This window comes from Micromonospora sp. WMMD754, from assembly GCF_049315235.1.
GTDB lineage: Bacteria > Actinomycetota > Actinomycetes > Mycobacteriales > Micromonosporaceae > Micromonospora > Micromonospora sediminicola.
This window is the reverse complement of record NZ_CP186058.1, coordinates 2374334-2396271: the sequence shown is the minus strand read 5'-3', so window position 1 is coordinate 2396271 and position 21938 is coordinate 2374334. Positions and strand designations below refer to the sequence as shown.

Annotated in this window: 23 protein-coding genes and 1 pseudogene; 2 read left to right on the top strand and 22 right to left on the bottom strand. The window is 71.2% G+C overall.

Annotated features, from left to right (window positions below; all coding sequences use genetic code 11):
* Positions 1-8 precede the first annotated feature (8 nt).
* The 17 genes and pseudogenes from nuoK to ACN27B_RS11600 form a co-directional block, all read right to left on the bottom strand.
* Positions 9-308, bottom strand: a complete 300-nt coding sequence (gene nuoK, locus ACN27B_RS11680; protein WP_089154544.1) for an NADH-quinone oxidoreductase subunit NuoK — start codon at positions 306-308, stop codon at positions 9-11.
* Positions 305-1075 carry an NADH-quinone oxidoreductase subunit J gene (locus ACN27B_RS11675; RefSeq protein ID WP_099162915.1) on the bottom strand — a complete coding sequence of 257 codons (771 nt, stop codon included), beginning with the start codon at positions 1073-1075 and terminating at the stop codon, positions 305-307. Before ACN27B_RS11675 ends, nuoK begins: the two co-directional genes overlap by 4 nt.
* On the bottom strand, positions 1072-1713 hold the full coding sequence (nuoI, locus tag ACN27B_RS11670; protein WP_091583682.1) for an NADH-quinone oxidoreductase subunit NuoI: 642 nt from the start codon (positions 1711-1713) through the stop codon (positions 1072-1074). The genes ACN27B_RS11675 and nuoI overlap by 4 nt, the downstream gene beginning before the upstream one ends.
* Position 1714: 1 nt before the next feature.
* Positions 1715-3070 carry an NADH-quinone oxidoreductase subunit NuoH gene (nuoH, locus tag ACN27B_RS11665; RefSeq protein ID WP_099162916.1) on the bottom strand — a complete coding sequence of 452 codons (1356 nt, stop codon included), beginning with the start codon at positions 3068-3070 and terminating at the stop codon, positions 1715-1717.
* Positions 3067-5550, bottom strand: coding sequence for an NADH-quinone oxidoreductase subunit G (locus tag ACN27B_RS11660; RefSeq protein WP_099162917.1), 2484 nt, complete (start codon positions 5548-5550; stop codon positions 3067-3069). The genes nuoH and ACN27B_RS11660 overlap by 4 nt, the downstream gene beginning before the upstream one ends.
* Positions 5550-6866, bottom strand: a complete 1317-nt coding sequence (nuoF, locus tag ACN27B_RS11655) for an NADH-quinone oxidoreductase subunit NuoF (RefSeq protein ID WP_099162918.1) — start codon at positions 6864-6866, stop codon at positions 5550-5552. The genes ACN27B_RS11660 and nuoF overlap by 1 nt, the downstream gene beginning before the upstream one ends.
* Before the next feature lie 302 nt (positions 6867-7168).
* A pseudogene (nuoE, locus tag ACN27B_RS11650) lies at positions 7169-8014 on the bottom strand (NADH-quinone oxidoreductase subunit NuoE); the annotation flags it as partial.
* The gene (locus ACN27B_RS11645) at positions 8011-9336 is read right to left on the bottom strand and encodes an NADH-quinone oxidoreductase subunit D (RefSeq protein WP_091583700.1); all 1326 of its coding nucleotides are present in this window, start codon (positions 9334-9336) and stop codon (positions 8011-8013) included. The gene ACN27B_RS11645 and the pseudogene nuoE, both read right to left, overlap by 4 nt.
* A complete protein-coding gene (locus ACN27B_RS11640) occupies positions 9333-10070 on the bottom strand; it encodes an NADH-quinone oxidoreductase subunit C (RefSeq protein ID WP_099162920.1) in 738 nt (245 codons plus the stop codon). The genes ACN27B_RS11645 and ACN27B_RS11640 overlap by 4 nt, the downstream gene beginning before the upstream one ends.
* Complete coding sequence (locus ACN27B_RS11635; protein WP_091062855.1) at positions 10067-10744, bottom strand: NuoB/complex I 20 kDa subunit family protein; 678 nt, start codon at positions 10742-10744, stop codon at positions 10067-10069. Before ACN27B_RS11635 ends, ACN27B_RS11640 begins: the two co-directional genes overlap by 4 nt.
* Before the next feature lie 11 nt (positions 10745-10755).
* Positions 10756-11121, bottom strand: a complete 366-nt coding sequence (locus ACN27B_RS11630) for an NADH-quinone oxidoreductase subunit A (RefSeq protein ID WP_073834101.1) — start codon at positions 11119-11121, stop codon at positions 10756-10758.
* Between the two features lie 132 nt (positions 11122-11253).
* Entirely contained in the window at positions 11254-12528 is a 1275-nt protein-coding gene (locus ACN27B_RS11625; protein WP_098746117.1) for a geranylgeranyl reductase family protein, read from the bottom strand.
* A 134-nt stretch (positions 12529-12662) separates the two neighbouring features.
* Complete coding sequence (locus tag ACN27B_RS11620) at positions 12663-12881, bottom strand: hypothetical protein (protein ID WP_091565146.1); 219 nt, start codon at positions 12879-12881, stop codon at positions 12663-12665.
* Positions 12882-12955: 74 nt separating this feature from the next.
* Positions 12956-13666, bottom strand: coding sequence for a demethylmenaquinone methyltransferase (locus ACN27B_RS11615; RefSeq protein ID WP_091565145.1), 711 nt, complete (start codon positions 13664-13666; stop codon positions 12956-12958).
* A gap of 99 nt (positions 13667-13765) precedes the next feature.
* On the bottom strand, positions 13766-15031 hold the full coding sequence (locus tag ACN27B_RS11610) for a cell wall anchor protein (RefSeq protein ID WP_422744893.1): 1266 nt from the start codon (positions 15029-15031) through the stop codon (positions 13766-13768).
* Positions 15032-15434: 403 nt separating this feature from the next.
* Positions 15435-16625, bottom strand: coding sequence for a cyclic dehypoxanthinyl futalosine synthase (gene mqnC / locus ACN27B_RS11605; RefSeq protein ID WP_091565148.1), 1191 nt, complete (start codon positions 16623-16625; stop codon positions 15435-15437).
* Positions 16622-16783 (bottom strand): hypothetical protein, encoded by a 162-nt coding sequence (locus ACN27B_RS11600; RefSeq protein ID WP_422744891.1) that lies wholly within the window; start codon positions 16781-16783, stop codon positions 16622-16624. Before ACN27B_RS11600 ends, mqnC begins: the two co-directional genes overlap by 4 nt.
* 19 nt (positions 16784-16802) lie before the next feature.
* Here ACN27B_RS11600 and ACN27B_RS11595 point away from each other — a divergent pair, with 19 nt between their 5' ends.
* Together ACN27B_RS11595 and ACN27B_RS11590 are read left to right on the top strand one after the other, a co-directional pair.
* Positions 16803-17198: a hypothetical protein gene (locus ACN27B_RS11595; RefSeq protein ID WP_355517011.1), complete on the top strand. Its 396-nt coding sequence runs from the start codon at positions 16803-16805 to the stop codon at positions 17196-17198.
* A gap of 37 nt (positions 17199-17235) precedes the next feature.
* Entirely contained in the window at positions 17236-17763 is a 528-nt protein-coding gene (locus tag ACN27B_RS11590) for a hypothetical protein (protein ID WP_422744889.1), read from the top strand.
* A 186-nt stretch (positions 17764-17949) separates the two neighbouring features.
* Here ACN27B_RS11590 and paaE read toward each other — a convergent pair whose 3' ends face one another.
* From paaE to paaA, 5 genes are read right to left on the bottom strand one after another with little or no spacing between them, the layout of a single operon-like run.
* A complete protein-coding gene (paaE, locus tag ACN27B_RS11585; protein WP_099162925.1) occupies positions 17950-19071 on the bottom strand; it encodes a 1,2-phenylacetyl-CoA epoxidase subunit PaaE in 1122 nt (373 codons plus the stop codon).
* Positions 19068-19544: a 1,2-phenylacetyl-CoA epoxidase subunit PaaD gene (gene paaD, locus ACN27B_RS11580; protein WP_091565162.1), complete on the bottom strand. Its 477-nt coding sequence runs from the start codon at positions 19542-19544 to the stop codon at positions 19068-19070. Before paaD ends, paaE begins: the two co-directional genes overlap by 4 nt.
* The gene (gene paaC / locus ACN27B_RS11575; protein ID WP_099162927.1) at positions 19541-20266 is read right to left on the bottom strand and encodes a 1,2-phenylacetyl-CoA epoxidase subunit PaaC; all 726 of its coding nucleotides are present in this window, start codon (positions 20264-20266) and stop codon (positions 19541-19543) included. The genes paaD and paaC overlap by 4 nt, the downstream gene beginning before the upstream one ends.
* Complete coding sequence (gene paaB / locus ACN27B_RS11570; RefSeq protein ID WP_088959289.1) at positions 20263-20550, bottom strand: 1,2-phenylacetyl-CoA epoxidase subunit PaaB; 288 nt, start codon at positions 20548-20550, stop codon at positions 20263-20265. Before paaB ends, paaC begins: the two co-directional genes overlap by 4 nt.
* Entirely contained in the window at positions 20547-21614 is a 1068-nt protein-coding gene (gene paaA / locus ACN27B_RS11565) for a 1,2-phenylacetyl-CoA epoxidase subunit PaaA (protein WP_099162928.1), read from the bottom strand. The genes paaB and paaA overlap by 4 nt, the downstream gene beginning before the upstream one ends.
* Positions 21615-21938 lie beyond the last annotated feature (324 nt).

The following is a 21938-nucleotide window of genomic DNA, read 5'->3' as shown; positions in this document are numbered from 1 at the left end:
CAGACCCCTCAGTACTTCAGCAGGTTGGCGTCGTCGACGCTGGCCGAGCGCCGGGTCCGGAAGATCGCCATGATGATCGCGAGCCCGACCACGACCTCGGCCGCCGCCACCACCATCACGAAGAACGCCATGATCTGGCCGTTCAGGTCACCGTTGATCCGGCTGAACGTGACGAGCGTCAGGTTGGCCGCGTTGAGCATCAGCTCGACGCACATGAACAGCACGATGGCGTTGCGTCGGACCAGCACGCCGACGGCGCCGATGGTGAACAGCACCGCCGCGAGGATCAGGTAGTAGTCCGGCGTCATTTGTCCGTGCCCTTCAGTGCGGTCTCCTCGGCCGTCAGCTCGCGTACCGGCATGATCTCCGGGATGCCGCGGTCGGTGAGCCGGCCGTCCGGCAGGCGGGCCGGCGTGGCCACCGAGGAGGAGGTGGCGAAGACACCCGGACCGGGCTTCGGGCCGGGGTAGTTGCCGGGCCGGAACCGCGCCTTCATGGTGGCGACCTGGTCCATCCGGTCCTCCTTGCGCCGCTCCACGTGCGCCAGCACCATCGCGCCCACCGCGGCCGTGATCAGCAGCGCCGAGGTCAACTCGAAGGCGAAGACGTACTTGGTGAAGAGCAGCCGGGCGATGCCCTGCACGTTGCCCTCGGCGTTCGCCTGGTCGAGCCCGGCCGCCCGCACGCCGTCGAGCGCGCGGTAGAGGCCGGTGCCGACCAGGCCGGCGAAGCCGAGCCCGAGCACCACCGCGGCGACCCGCTGGCCGCGCAGCGTCTCGATCAGCGAGTCGGACGCGTCCCGGCCGACCAGCATCAGCACGAACAGGAAGAGCATCATGATCGCGCCGGTGTAGACGATGATCTGCACCATGCCGATGAACGGCCCGGCCTGGAGCACGTAGAACACGCCCAGGCAGAGCATGGTCAGCACCAGCCAGAGCGCGGAGTGCACCGCGTTGCGGGCCCACACCATGCCGAGCGCCCCGATCAGGGCCAGCGGGGCGAGGATCCAGAAGGTGACCTCCTCACCCCCGGTCACGTCGCCCGCCGCGGCGAGCACCGTCTGTGTGGTCATGCCCCTGCTCCCTTGCCCGCCTCGGACCGCTGCGCGGCCTGCTCGGCGCCGGGGAAGGTCACGCCGGGGTGCTCCTCCACCTGGTACCGGCCCGGGCCCATCGGCGAGTGCTCGGCGCCGGCCGAGGTGCCCGGGTTGGTCAACGCGCCGACGTAGTAGTCCTTCTCGCTGTCGCCCAGCCGCATCGGGTGCGGCGGCTGCTCCATGCCTTCGAGCAGCGGCGCGAGCAACTGCTCCTTGGTGAAGATCAGGTCCTGCCGGTTGTCCCGGGCCAGCTCGTACTCGTTGCTCATGGTGAGCGAACGGGTCGGGCAGGCCTCGATGCAGAGCCCGCAGAAGATGCACCGGGCGTAGTTGATCTGGTAGGTGCTGGCGTACCGCTCACCCGGGGAGAAGCGCTGCTCCTCGGTGTTGTCGCCACCCTCCACGTAGATCGCGTCGGCCGGGCAGGCCCAGGCGCACAGCTCGCAGCCGATGCACTTCTCCAGCCCGTCCGGGTGCCGGTTGAGGATGTGCCGCCCGTGGTAGCGCGGCGCCGAGACCGGCGGCTTGAACGGGTAGTCGGTGGTGACGACCTTCTTGAACATGTGCGAGAAGGTGACCCCGAAGCCCTTGAACGTTCCGGTGATCGCGCCCACGTCACACCTCCCTGGAGTCCGAGCCGGCGACGACGTTGGCCGGCTCCCGCTCGGCGACCACGCGCCGGGTGCGGGGGCTCGGCGGAACCTGAAGATCCATCGGGGGCAGCGGGAAGCTGCCGTACGGCCGGCTGTCCACCTGTTCCTGCGGGGACGGCTTCGGCTGCTTCTTCTTGCTGGGCCAGAAGAGCGTGGCCAGCAGCAGCACGCCCGCGCCGATGGCGGTGGCGAGCAGCCGGTCGTTGGTCTGCCAGTCCTCGATCGAGCGCAGCCCGGCGAGCACCAGGATCCAGACCAGGTTGATCGGCAGCAGAACCTTCCAGCCGAACCGCATGAACTGGTCGTAGCGGAGCCGGGGCAGCGTGCCGCGCAGCCAGACGAACACGAAGACCAGCAGGATCACCTTGCCGAAGAACCACAGCATCGGCCACCAACCCTCGTTGGCGCCCGACCAGAGCGTGATCGGCCAGGGGGCCCGCCAGCCGCCGAGGAACAGCGTGGTGGTGACCGCCGACATGGTCACCATCGCCACGTACTCGGAGAGCATGAAGAGCGCGAACTTCAGCGAGCTGTACTCCGTCATGAAGCCCGCGACCAGCTCCGACTCCGCCTCCGGCAGGTCGAACGGCGCCCGGTTGGTCTCGCCGACCATGGCGATGAAGAAGATGATGAAGCTGGGCAGCAGCAGGATCGCGTACCAGCCGGGGGCGGGCAGGTCGAACCCGCCGATGCTCAGTTGCGTGGCGTCGCCCTGCGCGGCGACGATCCCGCTGGTCGACATCGTGCCGGCGGTCATGAACACCGCCACGATGCTCAGCCCCATCGCGACCTCGTAGGAGATCATCTGGGCGCTGGACCGGAGACCGCCGAGCAGCGGGTACGTCGAGCCGGAGGCCCACCCGCCGAGCACGATGCCGTAGACGCCCATCGAGGAGCAGGCCAGGATCACCAGCACCGCCACCGACACGTCGGTGACCTGCAGCGGCGTCCAGTGGCCGAAGATGCTCACCTTCGGGCCGAACGGGATCACCGACAGCGCGGTGACCGCGGAGATCACCGAGATGGTCGGGGCGAAGAAGAAGACCACCTTGTCGGCGGCGCGCGGGAGGATGTCCTCCTTGAACGCCATCTTCAGGCCGTCCGCGAGCGTCTGGAGCAGGCCGAACGGGCCGACCTGGTTGGGGCCGGGCCGCACCGCCATCCGGCCGACGACCCGCCGCTCGAACCAGACGCCGAGCAGCGTGGCCAGCAGGCCGAAGGCGAACGCGAAGACGATCTTCCCGAGGACCAGCCACCACGGGTCCCGGCCGAAGTCGGCGAGCGTCGGGTCCTGCGCCGCGAGGATGACGGCGTTCACTGGGATACACCCCCGGTGTTGAGGAGCGGACCCGGGCGCGCGGCGGCGTCCGCGGCGACGGGCGCCGCGGTCACCGTGACGACGTGACCGGACGTCGCGCCGAGGCTGCGGCGTACGGTCGAGCCGGGTGAGTTGGTCGGCAGCCAGACGACGCCGTCCGGCATCTCGGTGATCGCCGCCGGCAGGGTGACCGCGCCGCGGTCGGTGCCGACCGTGACCGGGTCCCCGTCGGCCACGCCGAGCGCCTCGGCGGTGCCCTTGCCCAGCCGGACCACCGGCGGGCGGGCGGTGCCGGCGAGGTGCTCGTCGCCGTCGGTGAGGCTGCCCAGGTCGACGAGCTGGTGCCAGGTGGCCAGCACGGCCTGGCCCGGGCCGGGCTGCGGCACGGTGGCCGGCTCGACCGAGGGCGCGGACGGCCGCTCGACCCGGGTCCGGGGCAGCGCGCCCAGCTCGCGGCGCACGCTCGGCACGTCGCCGGCGCCGAGCCGCACGTCGAGCTGCGCCGCGATCGCGTCGAGCACCCGGCCGTCGGTCATCGCGCCGGTGTCCAGCACCTTCTCGAAGGTGCGCAGCCGGCCCTCCCAGTCGAGGAAGCTGCCGGCCTTCTCGACCACGGGGGCGACCGGGAAGACCACGTCCGCCCGCCGCGACACCGCGCTCATCCGCAGTTCCAGGCTGACCAGGAACGGCACCGCGTCCAGGGCAGTCTCGGCCAGGCGCGGGTCGGCCAGGTCGGCCGGGTCGACCCCGGCCACCACCAGGGCGCCGAGGCGGCCGTCGGCCGCCGCGTTCAGAATGCCGTCGGTGTCGCGGCCGGCCTGGCTCGGGATGACCCCGGCCGGGATGTCCCACGCCTCGCCCAGCTCCGCGCGGGCGGCCGGCTCGGTCACCACGCGACCGCCGGGGAGCAGGTTGGGCAGGCAGCCCGCGTCGACCGCGCCGCGGTCACCCGCGCGCCGCGGCACCCAGGCCAGGCGGGCTCCGGTACGCCGGGCCACGTCCGCCGCCGCGGAGAGTCCGCCGGGCACCGCGCCCAGCCGCTCGCCGACGATCAGGATCGCGCCCGGCTGCCCCAGCGCCTCGGCCACCGTGGCGTGCTCGGCCAGCACGCTGGCCTCCTCGCCCGGCACCACCCGGGCGAGCTTCGCCCCGAGCTTCTCCAGGCCGCGGGTCGCGAACGGCGCGATCGCGTAGACGGTGAGCTTCTTCTTCAGGTACGCCTTGCGCAGCCGCAGGAAGAGGATCGGGCACTCCTCCTCCGGCTCCAGGCCGACCAGCACCACCGCGGGCGCGTTCTCCACGTCCGCGTAGGTCACGTCGGTGACCCCGGCAACGTTGCTGGCCAGGAAGTCGGCCTCCTCGCGGGAGACCGGGCGGGCCCGGAAGTCGATGTCGTTGGTGTGCAGCGCCACCCGGGCGAACTTCGCGTACGCGTAGGCGTCCTCGACGGTGAGCCGGCCGCCGGTCAGCACCGCCGTGCCGGTGCCGCCGTCGCGGGCCGCGCGCAGCCCCTCGGCGGCCCGGGCGAACGCCTCGCTCCAGGACGCCTCGCGCAGCTCACCGGTCTTCTCGTCCCGCACCAGCGGGGTGGTGAGCCGGTCGAACGCGCGGGTGTACTGGAAGCCCCAGCGGCCCTTGTCGCAGTTCCACTCCTCGTTCACCGCCGGGTCGTCGCCGGCCAGCCGGCGCAGCACCTTGCCCCGCCGCCAGTCGGTGCGCTGGGCGCACCCGGCCGAGCAGTGCTCGCAGACGCTGGGCGAGGAGACCAGGTCGAACGGGCGGGACCGGAAGCGGTACTGCGCGCCGGTCAGCGCGCCCACCGGGCAGATCTGCACGGTGTTGCCGGAGAAGTACGAGTTGAAGGGAACATCCCCCTCGTCGCCCTCCTCACCGTACGCGTCGTCCCGGTAGATGTTGATCTCCTCGTGCGAGGAGCGTCCCATCAGGTCGATGAACTTGTCGCCGGCGATCTCCTCGGAGAACCGGGTGCACCGCTGGCAGAGCACGCAGCGCTCGCGGTCGAGCAGCACCTGGGTGCTGATCGGCAGCGGCTTCGGGTACTCCCGCTTGTGCTCGTGGAAGCGGGAGTCGGTGCGGCCGGTGGACATGGCCTGGTTCTGCAGCGGGCACTCGCCGCCCTTGTCGCACATCGGGCAGTCCAGCGGGTGGTTGAGGAGCAGCAGCTCCATCACCCCCTCCTGGGCCTTCTTGGCGACCGGCGAGGTGAGCTGGGTCCGCACGACCATGCCGTCGGCGACGGTCTGGGTGCAGGAGGCGACCGGCTTGCGCTGGCCCTCCACCTCCACCAGGCACTGCCGGCAGGCACCGGCCGGGGCCAGCAGCGGGTGGTCGCAGAAGCGGGGGATCTCGGTGCCCAACTGCTCGGCGACCCGGATCAGCAGCGCTCCCTTGGGCGCGGTGACCTCGACGCCGTCGATGGTCAGCGTGACGGTCTCGGTCTGCTTGGCTACGTCCGTCATCAGTGGGCTCCAACCAGCTGCTTGTCGGAGAGCTTCGGAGCGGTACGTCCCTCGATGTAGTCGAGGTAGTCCTGCTTGAAGTACTTCAGCGACGAGGTCACCGAGCTGGTCGCACCGTCACCCAGACCGCAGAACGAGCGGCCGAGGATGTTGTCGCAGGTGTCGAGCAGGGTGTCCAGGTCCTCGTGGGTGCCCTGGCCGGACAGGATCCGCCGGTAGACCCGGACCATCCAGTAGTTGCCCTCGCGGCACGGGGTGCACTTGCCGCACGACTCGTGGTGGTAGAACTCCAGCCACCGGTAGGTCGCGTAGACCGGGCAGTCCTGGTCGGAGAAGATCTGCGTGGCCGTGGTGCCCAGGATCGAGCCGGCCGCCGCCACCCCCTCGAAGTCCAGCGGCACGTCCAGGTGCTCGGCGGTGAGCAGCGGCGTCGACGAGCCGCCCGGGGTCCAGAACTTCAGTTCGTGTCCGGGCTTCATCCCGCCGGCCAGCTCGATCAGCTCGCGCAACGTGATGCCCATCGAGCACTCGTACTGGCCGGGGTTGGCGATCCGGCCGGAGAGCGAGTAGATCATCGGGCCGGAGGACTTCTCCGTGCCCATGGTCTTCCACCAGTCCGCGCCGCCCAGCACGATGTAGGGCACGCTGGCGATGGTGCCGACGTTGTTGACCACGGTCGGGCTGGCGTACAGGCCGTGGGTCGCCGGGAACGGCGGGCGCAGCCGGGGCTGGCCCCGGAAGCCCTCCAGCGAGTCCAGCAGCGCGGTCTCCTCGCCGCAGATGTACGCCCCGGCGCCGGAGTGCACCACCAGCTCCAGGTCGAACTTCGAGCCGAGGATGTTCCGGCCGAGGTAGCCCTTGGCGTACGCCTCGGCCACCGCGCTGCGCAGCCGCCGGGCGGCGTGCACGGCCTCGCCGCGGATGTAGATGTACGCCCGGTTGGCCCGGATCGCGTACGACGCGATGATCACGCCCTCGACCAGCGCGTGCGGGTCGTGCGTCATCAGCGGCAGGTCCTTGCAGGTGCCCGGCTCGCCCTCGTCGGCGTTCACCACCAGGTAGTGCGGCTTGCCGTCGCCCTGCGGGATGAACCCCCACTTGAGACCGGTCGGGAAGCCCGCGCCGCCCCGACCGCGCAGCCCGGAGTCCTTGATCAGCTGGATCAGGTCGTCCGGGTGCGCCTTGAGCGCCTTGCGCAGGGCGGCGTAGCCGTCCAGCTTCTCGTAGGTGCCGAGCCGCCAGGCGTCCGGCGACAGCCAGCGCTTGGTGAGCACCGGCGTGAGCTTGGCCAACGTCTCCGGCCGAGGAGTGGTCACTTCCGGACCCCCGTTCCGCTCGCGTCCGCCGGGTCGGCGCCGTCGGCGTCCGTACCGGCCTCCGCCTCCTTGAGGTTGCGCTCCTGCGCGCCGGCCGCGTCGCCGGCGGGCTTGCCGTCGCCGGCCGGCGGGTTCGCCGCCACGCCGGCGGCCTCCGCCGCCCGCGCGTCGCGCGGCGCCGGCGCCGGGCCGTCCACCGGGACCTTGGTGCCCGGCGCGTCCGCCACCGCGGTCCGCGCGTCGGGCTGCCGGGTCTCGGCGGTACGCACCTGCGGCGACTTGTCGTCCGGCGCCTTCACATCCGGCGCGGTGCTGCCGCTGGCCGCCGCGGGCGTCGCCGGCTCGGCCGCGCCCGCGTTGCCGGCGGTGTTGGCCTTGGCCGGCTCGGCCTTGGCCGGCTCCGGCGCGGGGGCCGGCTTCTCGGCCTCGGCCTTCGCCTTGGCCTCGGCGGCGGCCCGGTCGGCCTCGGCCTTGCTGCGGATCGGCGTCTTCGGGTCGAAGCCCGGCACCGCGATGCCGTGCTCCTCGGCCAGGCGCAGGCCGCGCAGCGTGGGCGCACCCGGCCCGCCGTCGGCCACCGCGCCGTCCCGCTCGTCGGCGAAGCCGGCGAGCTGGACCGCCATCTCCTTCAGCGTGCAGAGCCGCGCGCCCCGGGTCGGCATCGGCCGGCCACCCGCCTGCAACTCCTGCACCACGCCGAGCGCGCCCTGCGGCTCCACGTTGTCGAAGAAGTCGTAGTTGACGGTCATCACCGGGCCGTAGTCGCACGCCGCCAGGCACTCGGCGTGCTCCAGGGTGATCTTCCCGTCGGCGGTGGTCTCCTCGTGCCCGACGCCCAGGTGCTCGGCGAGCGTGTCGTAGACCGCCTGGCCGCCCAGCACGTCGCACATGGTGTTGGTGCAGACGCTGACCAGGTAGTCACCGCTCGGCTTGCGCTTGTACATGGTGTAGAAGGTGGCGACCGCGCCGACCTGGGCCTTGTTCAGCCCGAGCACCTCGGCGCAGAACTCGACCCCGGCCGGGGAGACGTAACCCTCCTCGGACTGGACCAGGTGCAGCAGCGGCAGCAGCGCCGAACGCGACCGGTCCGCCGGATACCGGGCGATGATCTCCCGCGCCCGGACGCGGGTCGTTTCGGAAAAGCTCATCGGTCACAACCACCCATCACGGGGTCCAGCGAGGCGCCGCCGGCGATCACGTCGGCGATCAGGCCACCCTCGGCCATGGCCGGGAGGGCCTGGAGGTTGATGAAGCTCGGTTCCCGGTAGTGCACCCGGTAGGGCCGGGTGCCGCCGTCGGACACCGCGTGCACGCCCAGCTCGCCGCGGGGCGACTCGATGCCGACGTACACCTGGCCCGGCGGAACCCGGAAACCCTCGGTGACGAGCTTGAAGTGGTGGATCAGCGACTCCATCGACTGACCCATGATCTTCGCGACGTGCTCCAGCGAGTTGCCCATGCCGTCGACGCCGATGGCGAGCTGCGCCGGCCAGGCGATCTTCTTGTCGGACACCATCACCGGGCCCGGCTTCAACCGGTCGAGCGCCTGCTCGACCAGCTTCAGCGACTCGCGGATCTCCGCCAGTCGGACCAGGTAGCGACCCCACACGTCACCGTCGGTGTGGGTCGGCACGTCGAACTCGTACGTCTCGTAGCCGCAGTACGGCATGGTCTTGCGCAGGTCCCAGGCCAGGCCCGCGGAGCGCAGCACCGGGCCGGTCACGCCGAGCGCCAGGCAGGCGGTCACGTCGAGCACCGCGACGTTCGTGGTGCGCTCGATCCAGATCGGCTGGCCGGAGAGCAGGTTCTCGTACTCCTTGAGCTTCTTCGGCATCAGCGCCAGGAAGTCGCGGATCTTGCGGATCGCGTCGTCCGGCACGTCCTGCGCCACGCCGCCCGGCCGCACGTACGCGTGGTTCATCCGCAGGCCGGTGATGGTCTCGAAGATGTCGAGGATGTACTCCCGCTCGCGGAAGCCGTACAACATCATGTTGATCGCGCCCAGCTCCATGCCGGTGGTGGCCAGCCAGACCAGGTGCGAGGAGATCCGGTTCAGCTCCATCATCAGCACCCGGATCGTGGTGGCCCGCTCGGTCACCTCGTCGGTGACGCCGAGCAGCTTCTCCACCGCGAGCGCGTACGCCGTCTCGTTGAAGATCGGGGAGAGGTAGTCCATCCGGGTCACGAACGTCGAGCCCTGGACCCAGTTGCGGTACTCCAGGTTCTTCTCGATGCCGGTGTGCAGGTAGCCGACGACCGAGCGGGCCTCGCGGACCGTCTCGCCCTCCAGCTCCAGGATCAGCCGGAGCACGCCGTGCGTGGACGGGTGCTGCGGACCCATGTTGACGACGATCCGCTCGTCGTTGATCGGGTCGGTGCCGGAGACGACCTGGTCCCAGTCGCCACCGGTGACGGTGAAGACCTTGCCCTCGGTGGTCTCGCGCTCGGTCGCGTAGTTCGACGTGGTCACTGGTACGACCTCCTCCGGTCCGGCGGCGGGATCTCGGCGCCCTTGTACTCCACCGGGACGCCGCCGAGCGGGTAGTCCTTGCGCTGGGGGTGCCCCTCCCAGTCGTCCGGCATGAGGATCCGGGTCAGGTTGGGGTGGCCGTCGAAGACGATGCCGAACATGTCGTACGCCTCCCGCTCCTGCCAGTCGGCGGTCGGGTAGACGGCCGTGACGCTCGGCAGGTGCGGGTCCTCGGCGGAGACCGCGGCCTCCAGCCGGACCTGCCGGCGGTAGGTCATCGAGGTCAACTGGTAGACCACGTGCAGCCGGCGCTCGTCGGCGCCCAGGTAGTCCACACCGGACACCGAGGAGCAGAGCTCGAAGCGCAGCGACAGGTCGTCGCGCATCACCTGGCAGACCTCGGCGATCCGCTCCGGCCGCACGTGCAGGGTCAGCTCACCCCGGTCGACCACGACCTTCTCGATCGCGTCGCCGAAGGCCGGGTAGGCCTCCTCCAGCGCGTCCCGCACCTCGTCGAAGTAGCTCCCGTACGGCCGGGCGGCCTCCTCGATGGGCTTGCGCTGGCGGACCAGGCCGCCGTAGCCGGAGACGTCGCCGGTGCCCTGGTTGCCGAACATGCCCCGGCCGGCCGGGGAGGCCGGCGGGTACTCGGCCGGCGCGGTGGAACTGGCCCCGGCGGGGGTGGTCGGTACCGGCACCCCGCCGTCGTTGTTCCGGTCGTTCGGCGAGGTCATTTCGGGCCCCCCTGCGTCTGGAGGTGGTTCTGCGCCTTCATCCAGTTCTCGATCCGCAACTGCTCCTCGCGCCCCTCGCGGACCGCCTTCGTCCACTCGGCGCGCCGGGCCTTGTCGTTGCGGTACGACGACGGCATCGAGCCGTACGGCACGACGGGGACGTCACCGCGCTCCTTGCGGGCCTCCAGCATCTTGCGACCGTTCGGGCCCAGCGGCTCGTACATGATCTTCTCGCGGAGCTTGAGCACCGCGTCGATGAGCATCTCCGGCCGGGGCGGGCAGCCGGGCAGGTACATGTCGACCGGCACCACGTGGTCGACGCCCTGCACGATCGCGTAGTTGTTGAACATGCCGCCGCTGCTGGCGCAGACGCCCATCGAGATGACCCAGCGGGGCTCGGCCATCTGGTCGTAGATCTGCCGCAGCACCGGGGCCATCTTCTGGCTGACCCGGCCGGCGACGATCATCAGGTCGGCCTGCCGGGGCGAGGCGCGGAAGACCTCCATGCCCCAGCGGCCCATGTCGTAGTGCGGGCCGCCGGCCGCCATCATCTCGATGGCACAGCAGGCGAGGCCGAACGTGGCGCCCCAGACGGACGACTTCCGCGACCAGTTGACCAGCTTCTCGACGCTGGTGAGCAGGACGCCGGAGGGAAGCTTCTCCTCGATGCCCATCTGCTACCTCCTCAGTCCCAGTCCAGGCCGCCGCGCCGCCAGACGTAGGCGTAGGCGACGAAGACCGCGACGATGAACAGGACCATCTCCACGAAGCCGAAGATCGGCAGGGCGTCGAAGGAGACCGCCCAGGGGTAGAGGAAGATGATCTCGATGTCGAAGACGATGAAGAGCATCGCCGTCAGGTAGAACTTGATCGGGAACCGGCCGCCGCCGACCGGCTGCGGGCTCGGCTCGATGCCACACTCGTACGCCTCGAGCTTGGCCTTGTTCAGACGCCGGGGGCCGGCGAATCGGGCGGCGGCCACGGAGAACAGCGCGAACCCCGCGGCGAGGGCGAACAGCCCGATGATGGGTGCGTAAGGAGAGAGCGTCATCGTTGTCCCCTGCTCGTCCTTCCCTGACCTCGGTGGTTGGCCGAAATCACACTATTCACGTCCCTCACGACCTCGGTCGGCGGGGGTCGATCTCCGTCCGTCCCGTGGGCACGCCCCCGGGCCGGTGGTCTCCTACACGGCCGGGGCCGCCTTCGTCATCGCGTTGATGACCCGGTCCATCGCGTCCCCGCCGCGCGGGTCGGTCAGGTTCGCCAGCAGCTTGAGCACGAAGCGCATCAGCATCGGGTGCGGCATGCCGTGCTTGGTGGCGAGACGCATCACCTCGGGCCGGCCGATCAGCTTCACGAAGATGCCGCCGAGCCGGTAGTAGCCGCCGAAGCGGGCCTTCAGCTCCTGCGGGTAGGCCATCAGCGCCCGCTCCCGCTCCGCGCCGGCCGGGCGGGCGAGCGCCTGCACCGCGACCTCCGCGGCCAGCTCGCCGGACTCCATCGCGTACGCGATGCCCTCACCGTTGAACGGGTTGACCATGCCGCCGGAGTCGCCGACGAGCAGCACGCCGCGGGTGTAGTGCGGGACCCGGTTGAAGCCCATCGGCAGCGCGGCGCCGAGGATCGGGCCCTCCGCGTTGGCCTCGTCGGTCATCCCCCAGTCCTCCGGGGTGTTGGCCAGCCAGTCGGTGAGCAGTCGCCGGTAGTTCGTCTTGCCGAACGCGGAGGAGGAGTTGAGCACGCCCAGGCCGACGTTCACCCGGCCGTCGCCGAGGCCGAAGATCCAGCCGTAGCCGGGCAGCAGCGCGTCGTTGCCCTTGGCCCGCAGCTCCAGCCAGGACTCCAGGTAGTCGTCGTCGTGCTTGGCGGGCGAGCGGTAGTAGCGGCGGACCGCGACACCGATCGGCCGGTCCTCCCGCTTGGTCAGCCCGAGCGCGAGCGGGAAGCGGCCGGAGACCCCGTCGGCGGCGACCACCAGCGGCGCGTGGAAGGTGGCCGGCTCCTTGTCCGGGCCGACCTCGGCCTGCACGCCGATCACCCGGTCGTCCGCGTCCAGCACCGGGGTCAGGACGTTCACCCCGGTGCGCAGCTTCGCGCCGGCGGCGACGGCCCGCTGGGCGAGCAGGTCGTCGAAGTCGAGCCGGGTCCGGACCAGGCCGTAGTTGGGGAAGCTGGCCAGGTCGGGCCAGTCCAGCTCCAGGCGTACCCCACCGCCGATCACCCGCAGGCCCTTGTTGTGCAGCCAGCCGGCCTCGGGCGAGGTGTCCACGCCCATCCGGATCAGCTGCCGCACGGCGCGGGGCGTGAGCCCGTCGCCGCAGACCTTCTCCCGGGGAAACTCCGTCTTCTCCAGCAGCAGCACGCGTACGCCGTGCCGCGCCAGGTGGTACGCCGTGGCCGATCCTCCGGGACCGGCGCCCACGACGATGACGTCGGCGTCGTTCTCCACCGCGGTCATCCGCGCCTCCTCCCGCATGCTCGTGAAATGCTTCACAAGCCGATCGGGTTGGAGTCTATGACCGGCGTTACACCTGTATGCGACCAGGGGTGCCTAACTTCACGGAAACCCGCCGGTAAGGATGTGGATATCGGTCACGGGCGGGCCGGCGTGGCCGGCCCCAGACCGGCGTCGAGCCGGATCGCCTCGGGCAGGTGGTCGCGCAGCGCGCCCCCGGCCGCGCGGTCCAGCGCCGCCAGCACCTCGGCGACGACCTGACGGACGTCCGCGGGATCCGCCCCGGCCAACTCCCTGAGCTGGGCGATCAGCTCGGCGGCGTCGTCGTCGGTGGCGACCTGGTCCGATCCCGTCATGGGGGCGAGCCTACGGGACAAAGTAGACCAGAACCGGATATTCACGAAATGGTCGGTTTGAGTCGACCGAGGGATCAGTCCCGGACGGCGCGGTGCAGCGCGACGACGCCGCCGGTCAGGTTCCGCCAGGCCACCCGGCCCCACCCGGCCGCACCGATCCGCGCGGCCAGCGCGGCCTGGTCCGGCCAGGCCCGGATCGACTCCGCGAGGTAGACGTAGGCGTCGGGGTTGCTGGACACCGCGCGGGCCACCGCCGGCAGCGACCGCATCAGGTACGACAGGTAGACCGTGCGGAACGCCGGGTTCACCGGCGTGCTGAACTCGCAGACCACCAGCCGCCCGCCCGGCCGGGTCACCCGGGCCAGCTCGCGCAGCGCGGCGTCGGTGTCACTCACGTTGCGCAGCGCGAAGGAGATGGTCACCGCGTCGAAGCTGGCGTCGGCGAACGGCAGCCGCAGCGCGTCCCCGGCCAGCAGCGGCACCGCCGGGCGGGTGCGCTTGCCGGCGTGCAGCATGCCCAGCGACAGGTCGGCGCCGACCGCGTACGCCCCGGAGTGGGCCAGTTCCTCGGTCGACACGCCGGTGCCGGCGCCCACGTCCAGCACCCGCTCGCCGGGGCGCAGGCCGAGCGCCGCCCGGGTGGCCCGCCGCCAGGACCGGTCCTGCCCGAAGGAGAGCACGGTGTTGGTCAGGTCGTAGCGGGCCGCCACACCGTCGAACATGGCGGCGACCTCGTGCGGCTGCTTGTCCAGGCTGGCGCGCTGGCCCTGCGGGGTACGGCTCACCCCTCCACTCTGCCAGCCATGCCGGCCCCGGCTCCCCCCGGGTACGCGACGAGGGCGGGGTGGTCGCCCACCCCGCCCTCGTCAGGCAACCGTCTCCGGTCAGTCCTCGGTGCGCTCCTCGGTCGGGGCGACCAGGACCACCTTGCGGCGCCGGGACAGCATCATCAGCGCCGCACCGGCGGCGAGGACGACCGCGCCGATGCCGCCGATCAGGCCCACCTGCACACCGGTCACCGGCAGGCCGCCGTCACCGGAGCCACCGCCGCTGCCGCCACCCGCGGTCGGGGTCGGGGTCGGGACCGCGGTCGCGCCGCCGCTCGGGGTCGGCTCGGCGGTCGGCGTCGGCTGCGGAGTGCCGCTGGGGCCGGGCGTGGGCTCGGCGGACAGGTCGACGAAGGCCTCGAAGATGGTGTGGTTGTCCAGCTCGTCGACCTCGGCGAAGGTGCGTCGTTGCGCCTGGCTGGCGGCCTTGGGCGCCTCGTCCGGCGTGCCCTCGGCGCGGTCCAGTCCGTAGGCGAAGAAGTCGCCCTCGTGCAGCACGGTCTCGGTCACGTCGTCGCCGACGCGCACGGTGACCCCGGCGGTGTAGTACTGGCCGGGCCGGATCACCGCGCCCGCGTCCTCGCAGACGGCCTGCTGCTTGCCCAGCACCTCCTGGCGCACGCAGCCCTCCGGCAGGTCGACGAAGGCGACCCCGGCGGGCAGCGTGAGGCCGTAGACCACACCGGTGGCCGACTGGCTGCCGTGGTTGTAGGCCGCCCAGTCCAGCGGGACCGTCCTGCCCCGACGCACCGGCTTCAGGTCCGGCTCGTCCCGCACCGCGCCGTTGACCACGACGTTGTCCTGGATGTCCTGCACCCAGGCGGTGAGGTCGTAACCCGGCTTGGTCACCCGGATCGGTAGCTCGACGATGTCGTCGGCGGTGTTCGGCTGCGGGGTGGTGGTGGAGACGCCGACGGTCAGCACGCCGCCGTCGCCCTTGCCGCCGGTGCTGAACAGCGGGATGCCGAAGTCCTCGCTGGTGCCGGCCGGCACGTCGCCCAGGAGGCAGTCGAAGAGCTGCGGGGAGACCACCCGGCAGCCGGCCGGGCGCAGGTAGCCCACCCGCTTCGGGTTGAGATCGTCCACCTTGACCCGGACGCTGACGTCCTTGGCGGTGGCGGTGCCGACGTTGGTGACGGTGAACTTGACCGGCTTGGCCTGGGCCGCCTCGACGCCCCTGGCCAGCCCGGTGCTGATCGGGGCGAGGACGAGGTCGGCCAGGTCGGCCGCCTGCGCCGGCACGCCGAACGCGACCGGCGCGGCGGTGGAGAGCAGGGCCACCACGCCGGCGCGGGCCAGCGTGGAGCGGTATCGGAAGGTCATGGTTCCCCCGGGGGTAGGGACGTGCCGATCAGGCACGGAACGAACGGACGGTACCGGAGCGACGCATCGACGCGCCAGCGCCGTACGGTTGCAATTCCCACTGACCGCCACCGACAGCAAGGGCGGGATGGTCACCCATCCCGCCCTTGCCGCGGTGCGTTATGTGAACGGCCCTCATGGGCCGATGGAGGACGACGGTCCGCCGGACGCCGCCAGCGTAGTCGCCGCGACGGCGCGCGGTACCGCCCTCGACCGGGTCGCCGCCGACCTGTTACCTGGCAGCTCGCGGCCCTGATGGACGGTGCCGAGCGGGCACGTTAGCGGCCCGCCGACGGGCCCGTCGAGATCCACGCCGAAGCTTCACCGGAAACGACGGGCCGTCCAGCCGAACGGTGGAGCCGCGTCAGTTCACCTCGACCAGGGGCAGTGACTTCCCGGCGCCGCCGCCGGGCAGCGCGATCGACGAGAAGTGCGACACCACGCGGTCGTCGCTCGGGTCGTCGGCGGGCGTGTGGTGCACCGCGAGCCGGCGGTAGAGGGTGTCGCGCTGGGCCGGGATCCGGTCCGCCGAGCGGATCATGCCGATCAGCTCGTGCAGGTTGGACCGGTGCCGGGCACCGGCCGAGGAGATGACGTTCTCCTCCAGCATGATCGAACCGAGGTCGTCCACGCCCATGTGCAGCGCGAGCTGGCCCACGTCCTTGCCGGTGGTCAGCCAGGACGCCTGCAGGTGCGGCACCGTCTCGAAGAAGAGCCGGGCCACCGCGATCAGCCGCAGGTATTCCAGCGCGGTCGCCTGGGTGCGGCCCTTCAGGTGGTTGTTCTCCGGCTGGTAGGTCCACGGGATGAAGGCCCGGAAGCCGCCGGTGCGGTCCTGCACGTCGCGGATCATCCGCAGGTGCTCGATCCGCTCGGCGTTGGTCTCGCCGGTGCCCATCATCATGGTCGCGGTCGACTCCAGGCCCTGCCGGTGCGCCAGCTCCATGACCTCCAGCCAGCGGGCGCCGGACTCCTTCAGCGGCGCGATCGCCTTGCGCGGCCGGTCCGGCAGCATCTCGGCGCCGGCGCCGGCGATCGAGTCCAGGCCGGCGGCCTTGATCCGGGCGATCGCCTCGTCCAGGCTCACGCCGGAGACCTTCGCCATGTGCAGGATCTCGCTCGGCCCGATCGAGTGGATGGCGAGCTGCGGGTAGGCCTTCTTGACCGAGGAGAACAGCTCCTCGTAGTACTCCACGCCGTAGTCCGGGTGGTGCCCGCCCTGGAGCATGACCTGGGTGGCGCCCAGCTCGACCGCCTCGCCGCAGCGGCGCAGGATCTCCTCGGTCGGGTGGGTCCAGCCCTCCGAGTGCTTGGGCGCCCGGTAGAACGCGCAGAACTTGCACGCCGTCACGCAGACGTTCGTGTAGTTGATGTTGCGGTCGATCAGGTACGTGACGATGTTGTCCGGGTAGCGGCGGCGCCGGACCGCGTCGGCCGCCTCGCCCAGCGCGTGGAAGGGCGCGTCGGTGTAGAGCAGCAGGGCCTCCTCGGGCGTGATCCGCCCGCCGTCCGCGCCGCGTTGCAGGATGTCGTCGATCTCCCGGTTCGCCGTCACATCCCCGAGCCTACGTCGCCACCAGTGGATGCCGCCGTACCGGGCCCTCCGGTGTGAGCCGAACCCACCTGCCCAATCATATTACCAAGATCGATATAAAATTTTCGGTGGTCGTTGACAAGATGTTCAGCATCTCGCATCATCTTGTCGAGATCCATCGACGCATTGGAGTGGGATGTGAGCGAGACGGAAACCGCTCAAGGCATCGCCGCCCGTTGCCGAGCGGACGGAGGACTAACGGAAGCGACCCTCGGCGAGTTGCGGACCGAATTGGGCTACCGCAAGCTCGGCCGCTGGGTCCTGGCCGAGATCGCCGACACACTCAGGGCGACCGGCCTCGGCTTCTTCCCCTCCCACCGGCTCGACGCGGCGCTCAACGCCGAGCCACGGCAGTCGCAGACGGTCTGGATCTACGTCCGGGACGGCGGCCCTCGAGCGCGTGTGATCGATGCCGTCCTACAGCCGGACGACTGTGACGTCCGAGCAGAGCTGGACGTCATCGGCACCAAGAACCCCGCCGGCCTGACCGCCCGGCAGAAGCTCGACCGCATCAGGGAAATCGTCAACGCCTGACCAGGTCTGAGCAGCGACAGGAAGGCGACCTCGTCCCATGACCGCGCACGTCTTCGTCGACGAGACCAAGGAGCGAGGGCTTCTTGTCGCCGCCGTGGTCATGCACCCGGCCGATCTGACCGCTGCGCGCCGGTCGATTCGTGATCTCATCCTGCCCGGCCAACGCCGTATCCACTGCCACAAGGAGAGGGACGACCGGCGCCGTCAGATCGTCGACGGGCTTCTCGCGCTCTCCGCGCACGCCGTCATCTTCGACGCGAAGCACCATCGCAACGCCAGGGTCGCTCGCGAGGCATGCCTCGTCTCTCTGGTGGAGCACGCGGCAAAGATCGGGGCTGCGCGCCTCGTCCTGGAACGCGACGACTCGACCTTCCAAGCCGATCGACGCCTGCTCTTCGAGCAGGTCAGGAAGTACGGGGTGGACGGGAGGCTGCGTTACGACCAGCTGCGTGCTCACGAGGAGTGCCTGCTGGCCATCCCCGACGCGCTGGCGTGGTGCTGGGCCAAAGGCGGGCGCTGGAGGAATTCCATCCGTCGCATGGTCAGTGAGTCGCGACAGGTCTGACGAGGCGCAGACAGCGCGAGACCCGGCCCACCCACCGTCCGGAAGGCTGCCGGGTCCACTTCCACGGGGCTAGTGCCCCTGGCAGTTGAAGGTTACCGCTGTCCGAACCGTTCGGACAAGAAATGGACGTGGCGCGCCGCGTCGGGTTCGGGGGTCGCGGCGCCACGGCACCTTGTGGTGTTGCCGCTAGGCGTCGTAGTCGACGGTCAACTTGTCGGTGACCGGGCTGGACTGGCAGGTCAGGACGTAGCCGGCGGCGACCTCGTCCGGCTCCAGGGCGTAGTTGCGCGCCATGGTCACCTCACCCTCGGTCACCTTGGCCCGGCAGGTCGAGCAGACCCCGCCCTTGCAGGCGTAGGGCAGCTCACCACGCACCCGCAGCGCCGCGTCCAGCACCCGCTCGTCCCGACCCATGGTGAAGCTCGACGAGCGGCCGTCCAGCAGGATCGTCACCTCGGCGCCGGCGCCGGGCCGGTCGGTCTCCCGGCGGACCGGCTCCGGCGGGGCATCCACGTGGAACAGCTCGGTGTGCACCGCCGAGTCGGGCACCCCGCGACCGGCCAGCACCGCCTTGGCGTCCACCACCATCCCGTACGGGCCGCAGAGGAACCACTCCTCGATCTCGTCGCCGGGCACGACGGTGTCCAGCAGCCGGGTCAGCCGGTCGGCGTCGATCCGCCCGGACAGCAGCGCCGACTCCCCCATCTCCCGGGACAGCACGTGCACCAGGTGCAGTCGGGTCGGGTAGCGGTCCTTCAGGTCGGCCAGCTCCTCGGCGAACATCACCGTGTTCGCCGTGCGGTTGCCGTACACCAGGGTGACGGTGCTCCCCGGCTCGACGGCCAGCGCGGTCGCGGCCAGGCCGAGCACCGGGGTGATGCCGGAGCCGGCCACCACCGCGCCGTACCGGCGGACCCGGTCCGGCGCGAACGCGGAGGTGAAGTGCCCCAGCGGGGGCAGCACATCGACGGTGTCGCCGCCGCGCAGCGCGCCGCAGGCGTACGCGGAGAAGGCCCCGCCCGGGACCTCGCGCACCCCGATCCGCAACCGGCCGTGCCGGGCCAGCTCGTCCGGCGTGGAGCAGATCGAGTACGACCGTCGCGCCTCCCCGGCCTCCGGGTCGGCGGCGCTCGCCGGACGCCGGACCGTGAGGTGCTGCCCGGCGGAGAACGCGAACGTCTCCCGCAGCTCCTCGGGCACCGCGAACGTGATCGACACCGAGTCGTCGGTGAGCCGGTCGACGGCGGCGACGGGCAACGGGTGGAAGACCGGCCGGCGGCGGACCGGCCGGGTGATGGTGACAGTCACAGCGCCTTCAGGTGGTCGAAGGGTTCGGAGCAGGAACGGCAGCGCCACAACGCCTTGCACGCGGTGGAGCCGAACCGGCTGACCTGCGTGGTGTCCGGCGATCCGCACCGGGGGCAGCGGACCGCCAGGGTCAGCGGCACCACGGTGTCGTCGCCGCGCGGGGCGGGCGGCGCGATGCCGGCGGCGGCGAGCTTGGCCCGGCCGGTGTCGGAGATCCAGTCGGTGCTCCAGGCCGGGCTGTAGACCGTGCGGACCTCGGCGTCCGGATGCCCGGCCGCGGCGAGGGCGCGGCGGATGTCCGCGCGGATCACGTCCATGGCCGGGCAGCCGGTGTAGGTGGGGGTGATGGTGACCAGGACCCGGCCGGTGCCGGGCTCCTCCTCGACCGCGCGCAGGATGCCCAGCTCGTCGATGGTGATGACCCGGATCTCCGGATCCACCACCGCCGCCACGGCCGCCCTGACATCGCTCACCAGCGCGCTCCGGGGTGGGCGCGGTGCAGCACCTGCATCTCGGCCAGCAGGTAGGAGAGGTGTTCGGTGTGCACGCCGTCCCGGCCGCCACCCGGCGTCCAGCTCGTCTCCGGGCGGGTCAGCGTGGCCTCGTCCAGCACGGCGGCCACGGTGGCGTCGAAGTCGGCCCGCAGGGTGGTCGGGTCGACCGGCGCCGCCGGGTCCGGGACGAACAGCTCGTGCACGTACGGCCAGACCTCGTCCACCGCGTCCTGCATGCGACGGTGCGACTCGTCGGTGCCGTCGCCGAGGCGCTTCACCCAGAGCGAGGCGTGGTCCAGGTGGTACGCCGACTCCTTGCGCGCCTTGGCGCCGACGGCGGCCAGCCGGTCGTCCCCGCAACCGGACAGCGCGGTGTAGAGCGGGAGCTGCCAGGCCGCGAGGAAGAACAGCTTCGCCATGGTCACGCCGAAGTCGCCGTTGGGCAGCTCGACCAGCAGGCAGTTGCGGAACTCCCGGTCGTCGCGCAGGTAGGCCAGGTCGTCCTCGTCCCGGCCGGCGCCCTCCAGCTCGCCCGCGTACGTGAGCAGCAGCCGGGCCGCGCCGAGCTGGTCGAGGGCGATGTTGGCCAGCGCGATGTCCTCCTCCATCTCCGGCGCGCGGGAGGTCCACTCGCCGAGCCGCTGCGCCGCGACCAGCGCGTCGTCACCGAGGCCGAGCGTGAAGCCGAAGACGCTGCTCACAGGTGTGCCACCCCGTCCGGCACCTCGTAGAACGTCGGGTGGCGGTAGACCTTGTCGGCCGCCGGGTCGAAGAACGCGTCCTTCTCGTCCGGGCTGGACGCGGTGATCGCGCTCGCCGGCACCACCCAGATGGAGACGCCCTCCTGGCGACGGGTGTAGAGGTCGCGGGCGTTGCGCAGGGCCAGCTCCGCGTCGGGCGCGTGCAGGCTGCCGACATGGGTGTGCGAGAGGCCCCGCCGGGCCCGCACGAAGACCTCCCACAGAGGCGAGGATTCCTTGCTCATGCGGCGACCTTCTCCTTCGTCCGGGCCTGCTTCGCGGCGTACGCCGCGGCGGCCTCCCGTACCCAGGCGCCGTCGGTGTGGGCCCGCCGCCGGTGCGTCATCCGCTCCCGGTTGCACGGCCCGTCACCCTTGATGACCCGCATCAGCTCGGCGTAGTCGGGCTGGGTGTAGTCGTACGCCTGCCGCTCGTCGTTCCAGCGCAGGTCCGGGTCCGGAATGGTCAGGCCGAGCACCTCCGCCTGGCCGACGCACATGTCGACGAAGCGCTGGCGCAGATCGTCGTTGGAGAAGCGCTTGATCTTCCAGGCCATGGACTGCGCGCTGTGCGTCGAGTCCCCGTCGGGCGGGCCGAACATGGCCAGGGAGGGGTACCACCAGCGGTCCAGCGCGTCCTGGGCCATCGCCTTCTGGGCCGGGGTGCCGTGCGCCAGCGTGTGCAGGATCTCGTAGCCCTGCCGCTGGTGGAACGACTCCTCCTTGCAGACCCGGATCATGGCCCGGGCGTACGGGCCGTAGGAGCAGCGGCACAGCGGCACCTGGTTGACGATCGCCGCGCCGTCCACCAGCCAACCGATGGCCCCGACGTCGGCCCAGGTGAGGGTCGGGTAGTTGAAGATCGAGCTGTACTTCTGCCGGCCGTCGAGCAGCAGGTCCACCAGCTCGTCCCGGCTGATGCCGAGCGTCTCGGCGGCGGCGTAGAGGTAGAGGCCGTGGCCGGCCTCGTCCTGCACCTTGGCCAGCAGGATGGCCTTGCGCTTGAGGGACGGCGCCCGGCTGATCCAGTTGCCCTCCGGCTGCATTCCGATGATCTCGGAGTGCGCGTGCTGGGCGATCTGCCGGATCAGCGTCTTGCGGTACGCCTCCGGCATCCAGTCCCGGGGCTCGATCTTCTGGTCCGCGCCGATGACGTCGGTGAAGTACGCCTCGACGTCCTCGTCCGGTGCCGGGCCGCCGCGCCGGGCGCGCGCCGCCGCCTCGCGCAGCGCCGCCTCCGCGGCCTCCACCTCGCCGAGCAGGCCGCCGCCCGGACCGTCCTCGGGCGGGGCGAAGTCGTTGCCATACATGAGGCCAGTGTTACAGCTCGCGACGCGTGACACCAGAGGGTGTAACAGGATTCCCCGGCCACCTTCGGTGACCGGGCGGACGCCCGCCGTGGTCGCGGCTGACCTGGGAAAACGTCTGTGACGTCGACCACTTGCCAAAGATGAAACCCCCCAAGTGCGGCATAGCGGTTCAATGTCCCGCCCACCCGGCGAGTCGGCGGGCGTCGGAGTCTGGCGTACGGCCGGTCCGGAAGTAGACTTCCCCCGGCACACCGATCGGCTGCCGTTGATCGCCACAGCTCAGGCCACCGTCCCCCGGCCTTGTGGCGACGGGGCCGAAGACAT

Bases quoted from the DNA above. Each gene is read 5' to 3' on its own strand.
- nuoK (WP_089154544.1), bottom strand. From the start codon at position 308: ATGACGCCGGACTACTACCTGATCCTCGCGGCGGTGCTGTTCACCATC.
- ACN27B_RS11675 (WP_099162915.1), bottom strand. From the start codon at position 1,075: ATGACCACACAGACGGTGCTCGCCGCGGCGGGCGACGTGACCGGGGGT.
- ACN27B_RS11660 (WP_099162917.1), bottom strand. From the start codon at position 5,550: ATGACGGACGTAGCCAAGCAGACCGAGACCGTCACGCTGACCATCGAC.
- ACN27B_RS11640 (WP_099162920.1), bottom strand. From the start codon at position 10,070: ATGACCTCGCCGAACGACCGGAACAACGACGGCGGGGTGCCGGTACCG.
- ACN27B_RS11635 (WP_091062855.1), bottom strand. From the start codon at position 10,744: ATGGGCATCGAGGAGAAGCTTCCCTCCGGCGTCCTGCTCACCAGCGTC.
- ACN27B_RS11630 (WP_073834101.1), bottom strand. From the start codon at position 11,121: ATGACGCTCTCTCCTTACGCACCCATCATCGGGCTGTTCGCCCTCGCC.
- ACN27B_RS11625 (WP_098746117.1), bottom strand. From the start codon at position 12,528: ATGACCGCGGTGGAGAACGACGCCGACGTCATCGTCGTGGGCGCCGGT.
- ACN27B_RS11620 (WP_091565146.1), bottom strand. From the start codon at position 12,881: ATGACGGGATCGGACCAGGTCGCCACCGACGACGACGCCGCCGAGCTG.
- ACN27B_RS11610 (WP_422744893.1), bottom strand. From the start codon at position 15,031: ATGACCTTCCGATACCGCTCCACGCTGGCCCGCGCCGGCGTGGTGGCC.
- ACN27B_RS11600 (WP_422744891.1), bottom strand. From the start codon at position 16,783: ATGGATCTCGACAAGATGATGCGAGATGCTGAACATCTTGTCAACGAC.
- ACN27B_RS11590 (WP_422744889.1), top strand. From the start codon at position 17,236: ATGACCGCGCACGTCTTCGTCGACGAGACCAAGGAGCGAGGGCTTCTT.
- paaB (WP_088959289.1), bottom strand. From the start codon at position 20,550: ATGAGCAAGGAATCCTCGCCTCTGTGGGAGGTCTTCGTGCGGGCCCGG.
- paaA (WP_099162928.1), bottom strand. From the start codon at position 21,614: ATGTATGGCAACGACTTCGCCCCGCCCGAGGACGGTCCGGGCGGCGGC.